At 43.3% G+C, this 19,270-nt stretch carries 12 protein-coding genes; 10 read left to right on the top strand and 2 right to left on the bottom strand.

Features of this window, described 5'->3' with window-relative positions; translation table 11 throughout:
- Nucleotides 1-54: 54 nt before the first annotated feature.
- The 7 genes from PHEP_RS20450 to PHEP_RS20420 all read left to right on the top strand — a co-directional run bounded on the left by PHEP_RS20450 (nt 55) and on the right by PHEP_RS20420 (nt 13,972).
- Nucleotides 55-1,317 (top strand): M28 family metallopeptidase, encoded by a 1,263-nt coding sequence (locus PHEP_RS20450; protein ID WP_015809901.1) that lies wholly within the window; start codon nt 55-57, stop codon nt 1,315-1,317.
- Between the two features lie 177 nt (nt 1,318-1,494).
- Nucleotides 1,495-4,701, top strand: a complete 3,207-nt coding sequence (locus PHEP_RS20445; protein WP_015809900.1) for a SusC/RagA family TonB-linked outer membrane protein — start codon at nt 1,495-1,497, stop codon at nt 4,699-4,701.
- A gap of 14 nt (nt 4,702-4,715) precedes the next feature.
- Nucleotides 4,716-6,632 carry a RagB/SusD family nutrient uptake outer membrane protein gene (locus tag PHEP_RS20440; protein WP_015809899.1) on the top strand — a complete coding sequence of 639 codons (1,917 nt, stop codon included), beginning with the start codon at nt 4,716-4,718 and terminating at the stop codon, nt 6,630-6,632.
- A 25-nt stretch (nt 6,633-6,657) separates the two neighbouring features.
- Entirely contained in the window at nt 6,658-7,827 is a 1,170-nt protein-coding gene (locus tag PHEP_RS20435; protein ID WP_015809898.1) for a DUF5000 domain-containing lipoprotein, read from the top strand.
- 24 nt (nt 7,828-7,851) lie between these two features.
- Nucleotides 7,852-8,961 (top strand): DUF4998 domain-containing protein, encoded by a 1,110-nt coding sequence (locus tag PHEP_RS20430; RefSeq protein ID WP_015809897.1) that lies wholly within the window; start codon nt 7,852-7,854, stop codon nt 8,959-8,961.
- A gap of 119 nt (nt 8,962-9,080) precedes the next feature.
- Nucleotides 9,081-10,301 carry a glycoside hydrolase family 88 protein gene (locus PHEP_RS20425; protein ID WP_036675319.1) on the top strand — a complete coding sequence of 407 codons (1,221 nt, stop codon included), beginning with the start codon at nt 9,081-9,083 and terminating at the stop codon, nt 10,299-10,301.
- Nucleotides 10,302-10,312: 11 nt separating this feature from the next.
- Nucleotides 10,313-13,972, top strand: coding sequence for a glycosyl hydrolase (locus PHEP_RS20420; RefSeq protein WP_036675317.1), 3,660 nt, complete (start codon nt 10,313-10,315; stop codon nt 13,970-13,972).
- A 67-nt stretch (nt 13,973-14,039) separates the two neighbouring features.
- Here PHEP_RS20420 and PHEP_RS20415 read toward each other — a convergent pair whose 3' ends face one another.
- Together PHEP_RS20415 and metK are read right to left on the bottom strand one after the other, a co-directional pair.
- The gene (locus tag PHEP_RS20415) at nt 14,040-14,387 is read right to left on the bottom strand and encodes a hypothetical protein (RefSeq protein ID WP_015809894.1); all 348 of its coding nucleotides are present in this window, start codon (nt 14,385-14,387) and stop codon (nt 14,040-14,042) included.
- Between the two features lie 310 nt (nt 14,388-14,697).
- Nucleotides 14,698-15,948, bottom strand: a complete 1,251-nt coding sequence (gene metK, locus PHEP_RS20410; protein WP_015809893.1) for a methionine adenosyltransferase — start codon at nt 15,946-15,948, stop codon at nt 14,698-14,700.
- Nucleotides 15,949-16,180: 232 nt separating this feature from the next.
- Here metK and PHEP_RS20405 point away from each other — a divergent pair, with 232 nt between their 5' ends.
- The 3 genes from PHEP_RS20405 to pckA all read left to right on the top strand — a co-directional run bounded on the left by PHEP_RS20405 (nt 16,181) and on the right by pckA (nt 19,159).
- The gene (locus PHEP_RS20405; RefSeq protein WP_015809892.1) at nt 16,181-17,071 is read left to right on the top strand and encodes a diacylglycerol/lipid kinase family protein; all 891 of its coding nucleotides are present in this window, start codon (nt 16,181-16,183) and stop codon (nt 17,069-17,071) included.
- Entirely contained in the window at nt 17,061-17,414 is a 354-nt protein-coding gene (locus PHEP_RS20400) for a translation initiation factor (protein ID WP_015809891.1), read from the top strand. The genes PHEP_RS20405 and PHEP_RS20400 overlap by 11 nt, the downstream gene beginning before the upstream one ends.
- A 143-nt stretch (nt 17,415-17,557) precedes the next feature.
- Nucleotides 17,558-19,159: a phosphoenolpyruvate carboxykinase (ATP) gene (gene pckA, locus PHEP_RS20395; RefSeq protein ID WP_015809890.1), complete on the top strand. Its 1,602-nt coding sequence runs from the start codon at nt 17,558-17,560 to the stop codon at nt 19,157-19,159.
- Nucleotides 19,160-19,270 lie beyond the last annotated feature (111 nt).

The raw sequence follows: 19,270 nt of genomic DNA, 5'->3' as shown, positions 1-19,270 counted from the left end.
CTGAAATTTATGTTAGCTAAAAAACGACTTCTGTTATTATTCTTAACTATATCAATGCATTTGGCTCTTGCTTTTAATGCTGCCGCACAAGATATGGATTATTCCAGAAAAGTGATCCAAACCTTAACCTCAGCCGCTTTTAAGGGTAGGGGCTATGTGGCAAATGGAGACCAGATCGCCTCTGCATTCATAGCCAGGGAATTTGAGAAATCTCACCTGATCCCACTAAACAAAGGATCCTATTTTCAGGATTTTCAACTCTCCGTAAATACCTTTCCTGGAAAAGTGCGTGTAAAACTCAACAACACCAAGCTCAAAACAGCAGTAGATTATCTGATTGATGCCACCAGTCCCGCTGTTCATGGTAAATTTAAGGTGGTCACGGTGGGCAGGGCCGATATCAATACCCCCGAAAAGTTCGAAAGCTTGATTCATAAAGCTGCGGCTTCTTTCATTTTGCTGGATAACAGGGATGCCGGGAAGGAAAGTGCCGAAGAACAAAGAATAATCTCTGCCCATGTAAGGGCCCTGCGCAGTAGCGAAAAGCTAAATTTTAAAGGCTTAATTATTTTTACAACAGAAAAACTAACCTGGACAACCCTCACTTATCAAAATTCACGGCCTGTCATACAAGTGAACAAACCAAGGCTTGATCCTAAAACCATTCAAACCATTACCGTTGATGTAGACAGTAAACTGGTCCCGGATTACCAGACGCGGAATGTTGCCGGAATGATAAAAGGGTATTCTGGCTCAGATTCTACACTTGTCATCACTGCCCATTACGATCACCTGGGCATGCTGGGCCGCAAAGTTTATTTCCCCGGTGCAAACGACAATGCCAGTGGTACCACCTTCATGCTCAACCTACTGCGTTATTACGCGCAGTACCAGCCCAAATACAATACTGTCTTTATTGCATTTTCTGGTGAAGAGATTGGTTTGCTAGGCTCTAAAGCATTTGTCAAAAATCCACTCATCGATTTAAAGAAAATTAAATTCCTTGTCAATTTTGACCTGGCAGGTACCGGCGAAGAAGGCATTAAGGTCGTAAACGGAACCATATTCAGAAAACAGTTTGATCTGCTGTCAAAACTCAATACCCAGTATCAGCTGGTACCAAAGGTAGAAATAAGGGATGAAGCCTGTAAAAGTGACCATTGTCCGTTTTACCAGCAAGGGGTTCCATCTTTTTTCATTTACACCATGGGCGGTATACAGGCTTATCATGATGTGTACGATAAAGCCGAAACCCTGCCTTTAACTGAATTCGAACATTATTTCCAGCTGATGGTAAAGTTCTTTGCTACTTTTTAAAAACCAAAACCAAACAAACCATGAAAGGAACCCGCTTATGATTTAGATCAATACTACATGTAACTTTTAATGCGCTATAGCGTATGGAAGCCCAGGAAATCAATTCATAACGAAAAGAGAATAACCAAACAAACCCTCTGTTTTCGTGAATCATAACACTTAACCAAGTTATACAACATGAAAAAAATACCTATTCTTCTTGCCTGTATCCTGATGTGCGGTGCCGTTTCGGTAAAGGCCTTCAATACAAAAAAGCAGGGAGTTTTTAATTACACCACCAACTGTATTAACGAAAGTAGTCAAACCGTCCAGCGGGTCTTAACTGGTACAGTTTACGACGAAACAGGTCTGTCCATGCCCGGAGTAACTATAAAAGTACAGGGTAAAGAACGGGGAGCAGTAACCAGCGGAGATGGAAAATTTACCATACAGGTCAATGATGATGCCGAGGTTCTGGTATTTTCTTTTGTGGGGTACATCACACAAAGAATTACAGTCGGCAGTCAGAAAACACTCGACGTGAAATTACTACCGGATCCTAAAAATGCACTGGAAGAGGTTGCTGTTGTAGCTTTCGGCACCCAGAAAAAAGAAAGCGTAATCGGATCCATCACTACTATAAAACCGGGCGACCTGAAAATTCCTTCAAGTAACCTTACCCAGTCGCTTGCAGGTAGGGTGGCCGGTGTAATAGCCTATCAAAGGAGTGGCGAACCCGGAGCGGACAATGCCGATTTCTTCGTACGCGGAATCACTACCTTTGGTACCAATACCAAACCCTTGATCCTAATCGACGGGATCGAGCTTACTACAACTGATCTGGCCCGGTTGCAAACCGATGATATTGCCACTTTCTCTATCATGAAAGATGCTACAGCAACGGCGCTATATGGTGCGCGAGGAGCCAATGGGGTAATCCTGGTAACCACTAAACAGGGGGTTGCCGGTAAGCCAAAAGTGTCACTAAGAGTAGAAAACTCTGCAACGGCACCCACCAGCAATGTTGAACTGGCAGACCCGGTAACCTATATGAAACTTGCAAATGAGGCAACTGCAACAAGAAATCCTTTACTGGCATTGCCCTACCTTGAAGATAAAATAGAAAATACCGCTAAAGGCATCAACCCATTGGTTTATCCGGCCAACGACTGGCGCAAAATGTTGTTTAAAGACTATGCCACCAATCAGCGTTATAATTTAAATGTAAGTGGAGGCGGGCCGATAACGAGGTATTATGTTGCAGGGTCTTATACTAAAGATAACGGTATATTAAATGTTGATAATAAGAACAACTTTAACAACAACATTGACCTGAAAAGTTATTCACTGCGTGCCAATGTAAATATAGACCTGACCAAGTCTACCGAGTTGATTGTTCGTTTAAGCGGTAATTTTGATGATTATACAGGTCCGATTGATGGAGGTACGGAGATGTACAGGAAGGTTATGCGTTCCAATCCCGTACTTTTCCCTGCTTATTTCCCCATAGATGAGGAACATAAGTTTGTTAAACACATTATGTTCGGAAATTATGATTTGGGCAATAAGTACATTAATCCTTATGCCGACATGGTAAGGGGATATAAAGATGAAAGCAGGTCCCAGATGCTGGCCCAGTTTGAATTAAAACAGGGATTGGATGTCATTACCAAGGGCTTATCAGCAAGGGCGATGGTTAACTTAACCAGAACCTCCAAATTTAACTACAACAGGGCTTATAATCCTTTCTATTATCAGGTTGGTGCTTATGATCCCATCTCTAACCAATACTCAATAGCCCAGATCAATACCAATGGGACAGAATACCTGGGCTTTGACCAGGGGCCTAAAGAGCTAACCTCTACTTTCTATTTTGAATCCACCGTTAACTATAACAGAACTTTTGGCGCTAAACATGACGTTGGCGGCTTATTGGTTATGATTGCCAGGCAAAGTCTTAATGCCAATGCCGGAGATCTTTTACAATCACTCCCATCCAGAAATATGGGCGTATCAGGTCGTGCAACTTATGCTTACGACAAACGGTATTTTGCAGAATTTAACTTTGGCTACAATGGAACGGAACGCTTTGCAGAAGCCAACAGGTTCGGTTTTTTCCCGTCGGCAGGTGTAGCCTGGAGTGCTTCCAACGAGAAGTTTTTTGAACCGCTTAAAAACATCGTTACCAATTTACGTTTCCGTTATACCTACGGATTGGTGGGGAACGACCAGATCGGCGATGTCAAAGACCGCTTCTTCTACTTGTCTAATGTATTAATAGGGCAAACAAACGTCCGCCGTGCAGTATTCGGCCGTGATCTTACCGAATTTAAAGATGGAGTATTGGTAACGAGATACGCCAACCCATACATCACCTGGGAAAGGGCCACCAAACAAAATATGGCCATGGAATTAAGCCTTTTCGGTAAATCGAACCTGGTAGCAGAGTATTTCACAGAAAAAAGGGACAATATCCTGATGTCGAGGGCCTCCATTCCAAATACCATGGGTTTATCTGCCGATACCAAGTCAAATCTGGGTGAAGCAAGCGGCAGGGGAGTAGATATCTCTCTCGACTTTCAGCAGGCCTGGTCTAAAGACCTTTGGCTATCCGTACGCGGTAATTTTACCTATGCAACCAGTAAATACAGGGTATATGAAGAACCTGATTATGCAGAACCATGGCGGTCAAGGGTTGGAAATTCTTTACAGCAGACCTATGGTTATATCGCAGAACGTTTGTTTGTAGATGATCAGGAAGCACTCAACTCTCCAAAACAGGAATTTGGTGTGTATGGTGGCGGAGATATTAAGTATACGGACGTAAACCGTGATGGAAAAATTAATGAGGCAGACATGGTGCCAATTGGTAACCCCACAGTTCCAGAAGTGGTGTACGGGTTTGGGTTCTCTTTAAGCTACAAGAAATTTGACATTTCAGCATTTGCACAAGGGGCAGCCAACCAGTCATTCTGGATTGATCCTGCAGCTACATCTCCTTTTGTACCCTATTACTATCCAAATACTTTAGAGTCAACATCAGGTCGCATCTTTACCAATCAGTTGTTAAAGGCTTACGCAGATAGCCACTGGTCGGAAGAAAACAGGGATGTATATGCTACTTTACCAAGGTTAAGCAATACACCAAATGCAAATAATAACCAGCCTAGTACCTGGTTTATGCGCAATGCAGCCTTTTTAAGGTTAAAACAAGTCGAAATAGGCTATACCTTCTCTAAAAAACTTGTAGAGCGCATCAAGGCCACAAACTTCAGGATCTATGTGAGTGGAACCAATTTGCTGATGTTGAGCAAATTTAAGATATGGGATGCTGAAATGGCTGGTAATGGCCTTGGCTATCCTTTGCAAAAGGTATTTAACGCAGGTCTTAATTTAACCTTTTAATTAAAACATACGATATGAAATATGCTATAAAAAGGCAGTGGTGCTTAAAAGTTGCCATCCTTATTGTTATTTCCGGATTAAGTTCCTGTAAAAAATATCTGGACATTATCCCTGATAACGTCGCAACCATAGACAATGCATTTGCGATGCGCTCAGAAGCGGAAAAATACCTCTATACCTGTTATTCTTACATGCCAAAGGATGGTAGCCTAGACCAGGACCCTTCAATTTTAGGTGGCGATGAAATATGGGCAATTGACCGTCCGCCAAAACCAAATTTCAACCATGGAATTTTTGAAATTGCAATGGGGCGTCAGGCTACGGTTAATCCTGTCGGAGAATTTATTTGGGTAAACCTCTATAAAGGCTTGCGCGACTGTAACATCTTCCTGGAAAATGTAGAGAGGGTACCCGACCTTAAGCCAGAAGAAAAAAGAGAATGGATTGCTGAGGTCAAATTCCTTAAAGCTTATTACCATTTTTATCTGGTACGTATGTATGGGCCAATTCCGCTGATCAAAGAGAATTTGCCGGTTGATGTAAACATCTCCTCTGTGAAAATTACCAGAGCACCTGTAGACAGCTGTTTTGCTTATATCAAGCAATTGCTCGATGAATCAAAAGATGTATTACAGCCTACCATCAATGATCCGGTTAAAATGCTGGGCCGTATCACCAAACCTATTGTGTATTCTTTAAAGGCTAAAGTTATGGTAACGGCTGCAAGCCCATTGTTTAATGGAAATGCCGATCAGGCCAGTTTAAAAAACGCTGATGGGACACAACTATTTAACCAGCAGGTGGTTCCTGCTAAATGGGATTCGGCTGTAGTAGCCTGTAAACAGGCAATAGACGTATGCGAGGCAGCAGGGTTAAAACTGTATGAGTTCAATGCGGCTTCATCAACCTTCGTGTTGTCGGATCAGATGAAATTGCAACTCAGCTTAAGAAATGCTTTCGCAGAAAAATGGAATTCTGAAATTATCTGGGCAAATACCCAAAGCCTTTCAGCTAACATCCAGTTAAATGCAACACCTAATGTCAACCCATTATACCAGGACAATCCCTTCATTGGATACGAACTGGCCCCGCCGTTAAAAATCGTAGACATGTTTTACACCGAGAATGGCGTACCTACAACGGAAGATAGGACCTGGAACCTGAACCAGCCAGCTACAAGGGCAGGTACGGTTGAAGATCAGCGGCTCATTAAATTAAATTATGAAACCTCCTCTGTCAATTTCGACCGTGAGCCACGTTTTTATGCCAATCTGGGCTTTGATGGGGGCATTTGGTACGGACAGGGTTATTTTAATGATGCAGTACCTGCAAGTACATATTATGTAATGGCCAAAAAGGGGCAGCAAAATGGTAAAGGAAAACCAGATTATGGTTCGGTAACTGGCTATTTTATTAAAAAATACGTGCATTATCAAAATACCCAGGGTAGTGCAATGACCGATTATAGCGTCAACAATTATCCGTGGCCGTTAATCCGTTTGTCGCAATTATATCTGTTATATGCAGAAGCACTGAATGAGAAAAGCGGACCTGTTGCAGAAGTACATACTTATATCAATAAAGTACGTGCCCGGGCTGGTCTCAAATCAGTTAAAGAATCCTGGGATCTGTATGCAAATAATACCAAGTACACGACTCAGGCCGGGATGAAAGATATTATCCACAGGGAAACCTTAATAGAGCTTGCTTTTGAAGGTGCCCGTTTCTGGGATCTTAGAAGATGGAAAGAAGCTCCTCAGGAGTATATCAAGCCGATTCAGGGATGGGACATCGAGCAGTCTACTGCAAATTTATACTACCGCAGAAAACTGGTGTTTACACCCAGATTTTCAATGAAAGACTATTTCTGGCCGATTCGTGATAACAATATCCTGAACAATAAGAATTTAATCCAAAATATTGGTTGGTAATGGAATTAATTTTAAAAAAGAAATCATGAAAAGATTAATATACATAGTGTTGGCCCTGCTGGCAGTTGTAATTGTCCAAAGCTGTAAGGAACAGTCTAGATTAGACCATATTGATACCAGTGAAGCGGCTCCGGGTCAGGTCACCAATATAAAGGTCGAAAATACACCAGGTGGGGCAATGCTGACTTATAAATTGAATGCAGATATCAGTTTATCTTATGTAAAGGCAGTTTATGAAATCCAGCCCGGCGTATTTAAAGAAAGTAAATCCTCCATTTATACAGATACCTTAAGGCTTGAAGGCTTTGGTGATACCAAAGAACATGAAGTAAAAGTTTATAGCATTGGGAAAAATGAAAAAATTTCCGAACCTGTAACCGTAAAGATTCAGCCGCTTACCCCGCCTGTCGAACTCGCTTATGGTGATTTAAGTATAGAACCGGGCTTTGGGGGTGTAAAAGTGAGGATTAAAAATACACTGAAGGCCAACTTGGCCATTGTTATCGATGCGGATACTGCAGGTGCCGGTGTATTACGCCCGCTGCAAACATTCTACACTGCTGCAGCCGCCGGATCCTATTCTATACGCGGCCTGAGTTCCAAACAGATGAAGTTCTCTGTTTATCTGAGAGATCGCTGGGGCAATAAGTCGCTGGCCATTGTCAAAGACCTGACCCCGCTGTTCGAACAAAGAGTACCCAAGCCTTTTGGCACTTATATCTTACCTACAGACCAGGCGGCATTATCTTCCGCTTATGCCTTAAGCTTTATGTGGGATGGGGTGGCAAGCACCAATATCTATGCTTCAGGTAACAATACACCTATACCGCAGTGGTTTTCTATTGATCTGAAAGTACCGGTGGTACTTAGCCGCATGAAAGAGCATCAACGGACAGACCCCTATACTTATACGGGTGCCTGCGTAAAATCTTTCGAACTGTATGGTTCTAACGCCCCCGCGCTGGATGGCAGTTGGGCAAGCTGGACACTGATCGGTAAATTTGATTCCTATAAACCATCCGGGGCCGTAGGGGTAACCAAAGAAGATATCGCTTATGGTTATACGAATGGTGAAGATTTTGAAATGCCGGATACCCCTCCTGCGTATCGTTATCTGCGTTTTAAAACGCTCGAAACATGGGGTGGAACCGGGCAGGTCACCATTTCAGAACTTACTTTCTGGGGTAAATTTTAAATGCTAACCTGTTAAAATTAGAAAATGAAGACTAGAATATATTTATCAATAGCATTCGCAGGTGTTAGCATGTTTATTGCCTGTAAAAGAATGGATAGTACTTACGAGAAGTATGTAGTTCCAAATGGGATTATCTACCCTGGAAAAGCAACTTCACCCTCGGTTAAGCCAGGTCTTAACCGGATACAGATCTCTTGGGCCCGTGGTACAGATCCAAAAGTCGTAAAGGCTAGGATTTTTTGGAACAACTACAGGGATTCTGTGGAAGTCCCTGTTCCGGCAGATCAGGATATCATCAGTTATACCATTCCAAATCTGGCAGAAAATTACTATACCTTTATCATTAAAACTTATGATAAGGATGGAAGGGTATCTGTTCCAGTAGAAGTGTCTGGGGATGTATGGGGCGAACGCTATCGCAGCACCTTGCTTAACCGCCTCGCAGTGTCATCCACAATTAACCTTGCCAATACTTTAACCATTCAATTTGAACCGGTGCTGGCGGGCAGTACAATTGTGAAATCAGAGGTAGAATACACTACAACTGCAGGAGCTCTGAAAACAGTAACGGTTTTACCAGGTACGCTGTCGCTGCAATTAACAGATTATAAAAAGGAAACAGGTTATAAGCTGAGGACGCAGCATTTAAATCCTACTGCAATTGATCCTTTTTATACCAACGATCAGCTGGTAGATGGATTTTTGTTAAACAAAACCGAGTGGAAGATTGCAGCATATTCTTCTTACAATACTACCGATGCAAATAATGTAAGTGCTCCGGCCAATATGATAGATGGTAATCCAGCCACCCGCTGGCTTTCATTGGTAAGTGCCAGTTACCCGCATTTTGTTACTGTCGATTTTGGTACACAAAGAACACTAAGAACGGTTAGCTTATGGAGATGGGTACAGACAGCTCCTGATGAGCGCGGGCCTAACGTTGTGCAGTTTTTTGGAAGTCTGGACAATACTACCTGGACCGACCTGGGTACTTACAATTTTGACCGACTTACCAATAATGAGCAGATTTATACCATTCCAAATCTGCCTCAGGCCAGGTACCTTATGGTTAAAGCCATAAGCGGGCCCCAGGTGTATGTAATTCTGGGAGAAGTAAATGTTACCGTAAAATAGCTAATAATCCCCCGCCAATGATCCAGGCGGGGGATCTTTTTAAACACAGAACAAACGGAAAAGGAGCAGGAAAGGTTGCGTGCTCCATTACAATTGGAATAGAAATTAACCAGATAGTAATGAATAAATTAAACACCTACTTATGCGTATTGATTGGCGTCTCGATTGTAGCAGGATGTGCAGTAAAGGAGCCGGTTTTTAAAACAGACCCCCTATTGTTAAAAAACATCGACAGCACCTTTGCCGATGCAGGTAAACAATACCACCTGATGATGAAAAACCTTCCCCCAAACCAATTCCCGAAAACTTTTTATCCCCTTACAGGCAAATTCGAAGCCTGCAATTCCGACTGGTGGGTAAGCGGGTTTTATCCAGGTTCTTTGTTGTATATCTATGAACAAACGAAAGATACAGCACTTTATAACGAAACCCGCAGGATCCTGAAAGTGCTGGAAAAAGAGAAAAACAATACCAGCACTCACGACCTTGGCTTTATGATGTACTGCAGTTTCGGAATGGCCGATAGGATCAAACCAGAACCTGAGTATAAAGACATTTTAATCACCAGCGCCAAATCGCTGGCCAGCAGGTTTAACCCTAAAGTGGGTTGCATCCAGTCATGGGATGCAAAACCTGACGAGTTTCTGGTGATCATAGATAACATGATGAACCTGGAACTCCTGTTCTGGGCAACAAAGGAAACCGGCGACTCCAGTTATTATAAAATAGCCGTTACACATGCCAGTACCACCATGAAAAATCATTTCCGGCCCGATTACAGTTCCTATCATGTCATCGATTACAACCCGGAAACAGGCCTGGTACAAAAGAAAAGAACAGATCAGGGCTATGCCGATGAATCGGCCTGGGCAAGAGGGCAGGCATGGGGCTTATATGGCTATACGCTGATGTACCGTGAAACCAAAGACAAAAAGTACCTGGAGCAGGCCAACCATATCGCTGAATTTATATTAAAGCATCCCAACCTTCCCCAGGATAAAATACCTTACTGGGATTTTAATGCTCCCGACATTCCCAACGCGCTAAGAGATGCCTCGGCAGGGGCCGTTATGGCATCAGCACTGCTGGAACTTTGCCGGTATAATAAAGGAGAGCAGGGACAGCATTATTTTAAAACTGCCGAAAAAATGATAAAGACACTTTCTTCTGCACAATATAAGGCTGCTACAGGTACAAACGGCGGGTTTATCCTTAAGCATGGTGTAGGTCATATGCCCAAAGGCTCTGAAGTGGATGTGCCCCTTACTTATGGCGACTATTATTACCTCGAAGCACTAAAGCGGTACAAAGAAATGAAAACCCAAACCAACCTATTTTAAGCAGAATGAATATGAAAACACTTTATATGCTTTGCGTATTGCTGATGTTGTCAGGCGCTGCCCAACATTCTTTTGCACAGAAAAAGAATGGCCTGCCACACGACACAAAGTTTAGTGGCTACCCAACAAGAAATCCGGACTTTGATGTGCGGCCAGGCTTCGGTAACCCACCTAAAGGCTATGGAAATGTCCCTTTCTTCTGGTGGAACGGTGATACGCTTTCGCGCGCACGCTTAACTGAACAGTTGGATATCCTTAAACAATCTTCTACAGATGGTTTTGCAATAAGCTACCTGCATACCGATCCCAGGGGCGCAGATGCAGAACTGAATAAAAAGCTGGGCTATGGCCTTTATGGACGTACCGAACATGGTAATCCCGCAGTATATTCTGATGAATGGTGGAAAACCTGGAACTGGTTTTCCGGCGAAGCCGCAAAACGGGGCCTGGCTGCAGGCCTTGACGATTATACCATAGGCTGGGTAGGTAACGGCTATTCTACCGATGAGGTACGCGACCTGGAACGTTTCAAATCCTATAAGGGTGCGCTGGTTATAAAAATCGATACCATAGCAGCAGGTACTTCCTTAAAAAAGGCAGTCCCACCAGATCTGATTAGCCTTACTGCCTGGCCGGTTACAGGCAGGGCCGCCTTTATAGACCTTAAAGGAAAGGTTAAAAACGGAAGTATTGAATTTAAAGCACCAAACAATGGCAACTGGAAAATATATACCATTGTGGCCAGCAATAACTACATGCTGCATCCCGATCATGGTAAGGAACTGGTAAAACATTATTTTCAGCGCTTTGAAGATAAAATGGATGCCCAGGGCCGCAAAGGAATGAACTATTTTTTCCAGGATGAGCTGTTCATCCCTTTTGACATGAACACCTGGTCGGAAGATTTTGCAGAGCAGTTTAGCCGTATAAAAGGCTACGACGTACTGCCCTATCTGCCAGCCTTAAAAGAAAATATCGGTGCAATCACCCCAAAAATCCGTATGGATTATGCCGATGTGCTGATAGAACTGGCCGAGGAAAGATATTTTAAGCCCATTTACAACTGGCATGCCAGCCGCGGGCTCATTTATGGCTCAGATAACCTGGACCGGGGGCTGGAACCCCTCAATTATGTAGATTATTTTCGTATAGAAAGCTGGTATACTGCCCCAGGAAATGATGCCCCGGCCAGAGGCTCTTCTTTTTTACAGACCAAAGTATCCAGCTCTGTTGCACATTTATACAAGCGTCCACGCACCTGGCTGGAAGCCTTTCACAGCATGGGCTGGGGCAGCAGTGGCGAATGGCTGGCCGAACAGCTGGACCACCATTTTATAGCAGGGGGTAATCTCATTTGTATGCATGGCCTCTATTACACCACGCATGGCGGATGGTGGGAGTGGGCACCACCTGATTTCCACTACCGCATGCCTTACTGGCCACATATGAAAAAATGGCTGGAATATGGGGAGCGCCTGAGTTATTTGATGAGCCAGGGCATCCATGTTAGCGATATTGCCCTGATGTACCCTACCGAACCCATGCAGGCTTTTCCGGGCAGCAGGCCCGATATAAGTTTTGCCACTGCAAGAACATTAAGCAATGCCGGCCTGGATTATGATTTTATGGATTACAGATCCCTTCTTAAAACAGAGATCAGTGACAAATCCCTGAAAGTATCAGATATGTCTTTTAAGGTGCTGATCCTACCTGATATGAAAGCGATGCACCACGAGGCTTTGCAACAGGCGCTAAATTTTTATCGTAAGGGAGGAATAGTAGTAGCCACCGGTGCATTGCCTATGGCCAGTACACGTAAAGGCAGCAACGATCCGGAGGTTGATGCCATTGTAAAAGAAATTTTCGGCTTAACGGCAAGAGAACTGGAAGCCGGTAAAAAGGCCGAGATTCATCAGAATGCTGCCGGAGGGAAGGGTTTGCTTGCCGATACGCTGAATATTGCAACTGTATTGGCGCAACACATTACACCTGATTTTATTCCTGGTGAAGGAGGGGGCAAAGTGCTGCACCGCAGGGTCGGAAATAAAGAGGTATACATGACAATGAATGTAAAACCGGGCAACGAAGTTTTTTACCGGGCCCTGGGCCGTGCCGAATTATGGGATGCCAAAACCGGCGAGACCAAAGTTTTGCCTGTTGTTAAACAGACTGCAGCAGGAACTTATATCCGGTCAGATGCCGGTTATACCAATTCATCACTCATTGTTTTCTCGCCAGGAGAACCGCTGATAGAAAGCAAAAAAACATCTGATGCAGTTGCTCTTGAAAAAATTCCGGTGACAGGAAACTGGAAGATAGAATTTCTGCCTACCATGAACAACAAATGGGGGGATTTCCGCCTGCCCGCCTTTGATGGTATGATCGGTACGGAAGCCCGTACATTTAAATTCAGCACTAAGGCCAATGCGGCTAAAGACTGGACAGCTGCTGCATTTAATGACAACAGCTGGAAAGAAGGCATTTACGATTACAGCTACCAGATGCAATGGTTGCTGGACTCTGCTTCCAACAATTTTGATGCCTTAATAGGCCAGGCACTTGACGGAAAGCTGGACAGCTGGAAACCTTACCGTTTTAGCTGGCGTTTTGGTGTTTGGGACCATCCCGGCCCGCAGGGTTACCATGGGTTAAAAGCTAAGGTAAACGATGGTTTCCTTATTTTGGATGGGGCTGGCGACCACCTTTTTAAAACTTATGTTTATGCCCCGCAGGAACAATTGTACCATGTAGAGCTGGGAGAAAGGGTGCCAGATCGCTTTTATGTGGATGGCAAGGCTTTAACAGGCACTGAGATCAAACTGAATAAAGGCTGGCATGCTGTACTTGCCGCTTATGCCAAGGTGCCTAAAAAAGGGTATAAAACCGGGCCAAACTCACGTGATGAACGTCCGAGAAGTGCCATTGTCTTTTTGCCGGCAGCAAACCCACTTCCGGAAAAGGTAGACCCTTATTCTAAAATACTGGCTATGCGCTGGTATCAGGTGCCGCATTTAATGTTTGATCCGGATAAGGGCGAAAACAAAGCCTATTGTTACCGGTTCAAATCTGCGCCGGGTTTAGAAAAAATGGAAATGGGTATTTATGGTAAAAACCTTGCTGTTTGGATAGACGGACAGCCGCTGGATAAAAAGTACATCCAGCTGTTGAAAGCCGAATCTGGTTTAAATACTTATCAGGTAAACCTGCCGGAGAAGAAAGCGCAGATCGCAGAAGTGGCCATGCAGATCGAAACCGAAACGGGCATCCAGGATGTTGCCGCATTCCCTTTTCCTGTAAAATTATTCTGCCGGTCTGGATTGCTGGAAGCGGGTGACTGGTCGCTAACGGGGCAGATGAAGCATTATTCGGGTGGATTGTATTACAGAAAGACCTTAAGTTTCAGTGCAGAGCAATTGAAAAATAAAGTTTCACTCGATTTGGGTGAAGTTGTGGCTACCTGTGCTGTTAAAATAAATGGACAGGATGCGGTAACGATGATGTCCAAACCTTATAAAACTGAGATCACTAAATTCCTGAAAGCAGGGACTAATGAAGTAGAAGTATTGGTGTATAGTACGCTGTCTAATCACTATCAAACTATTCCATCTGCTTATCGTGGGAATCCAAGGGCCGGACTGATCGGGCCGGTTGCGATCGAGATACAGAAATAAGGACATTGCCCATAAAAAAGCCCGTATGATTATTTTTTATACGGGCTTTTTTATAGGCAATTGTGTTTTAACTCAGCAATTCCTGGAGGTCACGGTCTGCTGTAGGTATTTTTTTCAGGAAATCATCAAATCCTGCATTTTCCTGTGAGCTGTACATGCCGTAAGCATCTAAGATATAACCGATCTGCCCGTCTTTATCCTCCAGTAAATAGAGTACAGAATTATCGCCAGGATCTGAATCCCCTTCAAAACGGTAAGTTTTGATGATGGTCAGGTCTTCCGGATTGTAAATCTTGTTTACGCCAACCCCCTGCATTTTTCCATGGTCGGTCATTTTAATCTCGTTGTCTAAGCCTTTAAGCCTCAATTTCTCTAAAATCTGGCTCAGTGTATTCATTTCTATAGGATGTTCCATGGTTTTATTCTTTTTTATATAAAACAACCGGTTGAAGAAATGGTTTGATCTCAACTTGTTTTAATGCCGGTTATGGTAAAGATGCATTCGGGATGGGTTTAAGTTTAAAACAAATTTTAAACTTCTTTTAAACAGGACTAAAACAAAGTTTAAACAATATTTGATTGTATAACCATTGTATAAGCATTGTGTAAACATTGTATAAATATTGTTTAAAACTGCTCTTCATCCCAAACACAATCCAAAGGCTGGAGCAAAAAAAAGCCTTCCTGACTACAGGAGGGCTTTGGGTATTTTAAATGCTTATTGCTTACAGCGCAAAAGCAGCTTTTACTTTATCTACAAAATCAAGTTTTTCCCAGGTAAACAGGTCTACCGTAACTGTTTTTTCCTCACCGTTAGGCGACCTGAAAGTTTTGGTTACGGTTTCCGGCTTGCGGCCCATGTGGCCATAAGCTGCGGTTTCGCTGTATATAGGGTTTCTTAGTTTCAGGCGCTGTTCAATAAAGTAAGGGCGCATATCAAACAAGCCCTCTACAATCTTAGCGATCTCGCTATCAGTTTTACCAACCTTAGCTGTTCCGTAAGTATTGATGTAAATTCCCATAGGCTGGGCCACACCAATGGCATAGCTTACCTGTACCAGTATCTCATCAGCAACACCGGCTGCAACCAGGTTTTTGGCAATGTGACGGGTAGCATAAGCTGCAGACCTGTCTACCTTGCTTGGGTCTTTACCCGAGAAAGCGCCACCACCATGGGCACCTTTACCGCCATAAGTATCTACAATGATCTTACGTCCGGTTAATCCGGTATCGCCATGCGGGCCCCCGATTACAAATTTACCGGTAGGGTTGATGTGGTATTCAATTTTATCGTTAAATAAATGTGCGTATTGCGGGTATTTGGCAATGATGCGCGGAATTAAAATGTCTACCAGGTCTTTTTTGATCTTGGCCAGCATTTTGGCCTCTTCATCAAAATCATCGTGCTGGGTAGAAATTACGATAGCATCAATGCGTACAGGTTTATTGTCGTCAGAATATTCCAGGGTTACCTGCGATTTGGCATCCGGGCGTAAATAAGTGATTTCTTTGTTCTCACGCCTTAAAATGGCCAGCTCCTGTAAAAGAGTATGAGAAAGGTCTAATGCCAGGGGCATATAGTTTTCGGTTTCGTTGGTAGCGTAACCAAACATCATGCCCTGGTCGCCCGCGCCCTGCTCTTCTTTGCTGGAACGGTCTACACCCTGATTGATGTCCTGGCTCTGCTCATGGATAGCAGATAAGATACCACATGAGTTGGCCTCAAACATGTACTCGCTTTTGGTGTAACCGATTTTTTTGATCACATCGCGGGCAATTTGCTGCACATCCAGGTAAGTGGTAGATTTTACCTCACCTGCTAAAATTACCTGACCGGTAGTAACCAGGGTTTCGCAGGCCACTTTGGAATCGGCATCAAAAGCCAGGAAGTTATCGATAAGGGCGTCTGAGATCTGATCTGCTATCTTATCCGGATGACCTTCGGAAACAGATTCTGATGTAAATAAATACGACATTTTAAATAATTAATTTAAACAGTAAACAATTATTAAAATGGAAGATGATCCTGTAAAACAGGCAGTAAAATGAAGTGTATGACAGGTTAGCACTTTTTTTTACGTGGTTGCAATCCCGCTATTGTTACCTAGCATCGCAAATCAGTCCACTTTAGTGCCGCAAAATTACACTATATATTTAAATAGTCAAAAAATATCGATTATTTTGTATCCTTAACTTAATCGGGAAGAATTGTTAAAATCAAATATTTTATTCATCATAAATCCAATATCCGGCGGTAAGGATAAATTGCGGCTCCCCGGATTGATAGATGCGCATTTAGACCGTACAAAGTTTAACGCAAATTTTGCGTTCACTGAATATGTGGGGCATGCATCGGAAATAGCCGAGGAAGCTGCAAACAAAAACTTTGATGTGATTGTGGCTGTTGGTGGTGATGGTACGATTAACGAGATCGGGACGAAAGTGATGCAGCAAAATAAAGTGCTGGGGATTTTACCATTCGGTTCAGGAAACGGGCTGGCCCGCTTCTTAAAAATACCTATGAATACGGTTAAGGCATTGAAAGTGATCAATAATTACCAGGTGAAGCTGATTGATACAGCTACCTTTAACGATAAATGTTTTTTTAATATGGCAGGGATGGGTTTTGATGCCCATATCAGTTCTGTTTTTGCCGGTAATAAGGGGCGGGGACTAAGCGGGTATTTAAAGCTGGGCCTGCGTGAGGTACTGAGCTATAAGCCGCAAACCTACCGGATTGTAATTGATGGCAGTGAATATGTACGTACAGCATTTGTGATCAGTGTGGCCAACTCCTCCCAATATGGCAACAATGCACATATTGCCCCTACTGCATCCGTAACTGACGGCTTGCTGGATGTATGTATTGTGAAGGAATTTCCGATGTATAAATTGCCAGTGCTGGCCTATGAAATGCTGAATTCAAAAACAGACAGTTCAAAACTGGTCGAGATCATTAAAGGAAAAAACATACACATCAGCCGGATAAAGGAGGATGCCATCCATATTGACGGGGAACCTTTTTTTATGGGGCAGGAAATTGCTGTATCGGTGAAACCTTTATCCTTAAATATCATTACACCCGATTATGAAGTCTAAAAAGAAGCTATTAAATGATTTTGGTGGGATCATGTATTCTACAGATCCATCTTTTACCTATGAAGAAGAAAATGCGGGCCCTTTAGCAGAATTGCCAAATAACCAGCAGGATTTAAGGGTAATGCTTGACCGGAAAAACAGGGGCGGTAAAGCGGTAACGCTGGTTACTGGTTTTATGGGCAGCGATGATATGCTGGATAAATTGTGCAAAATGTTGAAAACCAAATGTGGTGTAGGTGGTGCCGCAAAGGATGGCGAAATTTTAATACAGGGCGACTTTAGAGATAAAGTGATACAGTTGCTTCAAAAAGAGGGCTATAAAGTCAAAAAATCGGGCGGATAAAATGCTTTCTGAAATCGTTTTAAATATTTGATTTATAGATGGTTGAGTGTTAGTGTATGGGCGACAATAAGTAAATTTTTTCGGGCAAAAACGTGTTTTTTCACTTTTAATCTGCATAACTTTGCTGCACTAACTTATTATTTATGAGCAAAGCATTTATGCTTAAGCCAGATTTGGGCTATCTGAATTTGAATTCAGACAGGGCACTTTATCAGCTTAATGTAGCAGAACTGGTTGAAGAGGCCTTGAAAAACGGGGAAGGTACGCTTGCGGATAGCGGCGCGCTGGCAATTGATACAGGCAGGTTTACCGGCCGTTCGCCAAAAGACAGATTTATTGTTTGTGATGAGGTAACGGAAAAAACCGTTTGGTGGGGCGACATCAATATTAAATTTGATCCCTATAATTTCGACATACTTTTTGAGAAGATCACTAAACACCTGAACAGGAACGATTTTTATGTAAGAGATGCATATGCCTGTGCCGATGAACGGTATAAAACCACCATAAGGGTGGTTACAGAAACGGCTTACCAGAATCTTTTTGCCAATAACCTGTTCCTGCGACCGCAGGTGAATGGGATCAGTGATCCGGAATGGACCATTATCGCAGCACCTTCATTTTTAGCCGATCCTTTGGTGGATGGCACACGGCAGTCGAACTTCTCTATTCTTAATTTTACAAAAAAGATGATCCTTATTGGCGGTTCGGGATATACCGGAGAGATCAAGAAGGGGATATTCTCTGTATTGAATTTTATTTTACCTGAACAAAGGCATATACTGCCTATGCATTGCTCGGCCAATGTGGGCAGGGAAGGGGATACCGCTATATTTTTCGGACTTTCGGGTACAGGCAAAACAACGCTTTCTGCAGATCCGGAAAGGGGATTGATTGGTGACGATGAACATGGCTGGAGTGAGGACAGTGTGTTTAATTTTGAGGGTGGATGTTATGCGAAATGTGTGGACCTTACTGCTGAAAAGGAGCCCCAGATCTTTAAAGCCATTAAGTTCGGGGCATTGCTGGAAAACACCAATTATTTTAAGGGGACGCATACGGTTGACTTTACAAATATCAACAAGACAGAAAATACCCGTGTGGCTTATCCGATCCATTATATTGACAATGCCGTTATTCCATCTATAGCGGGTATGCCTAAAAACATTTTCTTTTTAACCGCGGATGCTTTTGGGGTATTGCCCCCGATAGCCAAACTAAATGCCGGACAGGCCATGTTCCACTTTATATCGGGTTATACGGCAAAGGTTGCAGGTACAGAGGCCGGGATTACGGAGCCACAGCTTACCTTTTCGGCTTGCTTTGGTAAGGCCTTTTTGCCTTTGCACCCAACGCGTTACGCCAGTTTACTGGGCGAAAAGATGCAAAAACACAAAGTGAATGTCTGGCTGGTAAATACCGGCTGGAGTGGCGGCGCTTATGGCGTTGGCAGACGGATGAAGCTTGCTTATACCAGGGCCATGATCTCTGCTGCACTGCAGGGCGACTTTGAAAATATAGCTTTTGAAGCTGATCCGGTATTTGGTTTGCAGCTGCCGCTAAGCTGTCCGGGGGTTCCTGCCGAAATTTTAAATCCAAGAAATACCTGGTCCGATGCCCGGGAATATGACCAGAAAGCGAATGAGCTTGCCCAGGCTTTTGTAAGCAACTTTAAACAGTTTGAGGCCGGTGCAAGCGAAGAAATGCTGGCTTCCTTACCTAAAGTTGTTGAAAACACACATTAAAAGCATTTTTTTCTCGAAAAATTTGCATTTCAATTTTTTTTTAGTTTTAATTGCGAAAGATTGTCTCCCCAACGAGGCAATCTTTTTTAATTATAACAATACGTGAGGGGA

This window comes from Pedobacter heparinus DSM 2366, assembly GCF_000023825.1.
Taxonomy (GTDB): domain Bacteria; phylum Bacteroidota; class Bacteroidia; order Sphingobacteriales; family Sphingobacteriaceae; genus Pedobacter; species Pedobacter heparinus.
This window is presented reverse-complemented; position numbering and strand designations above follow the sequence as displayed.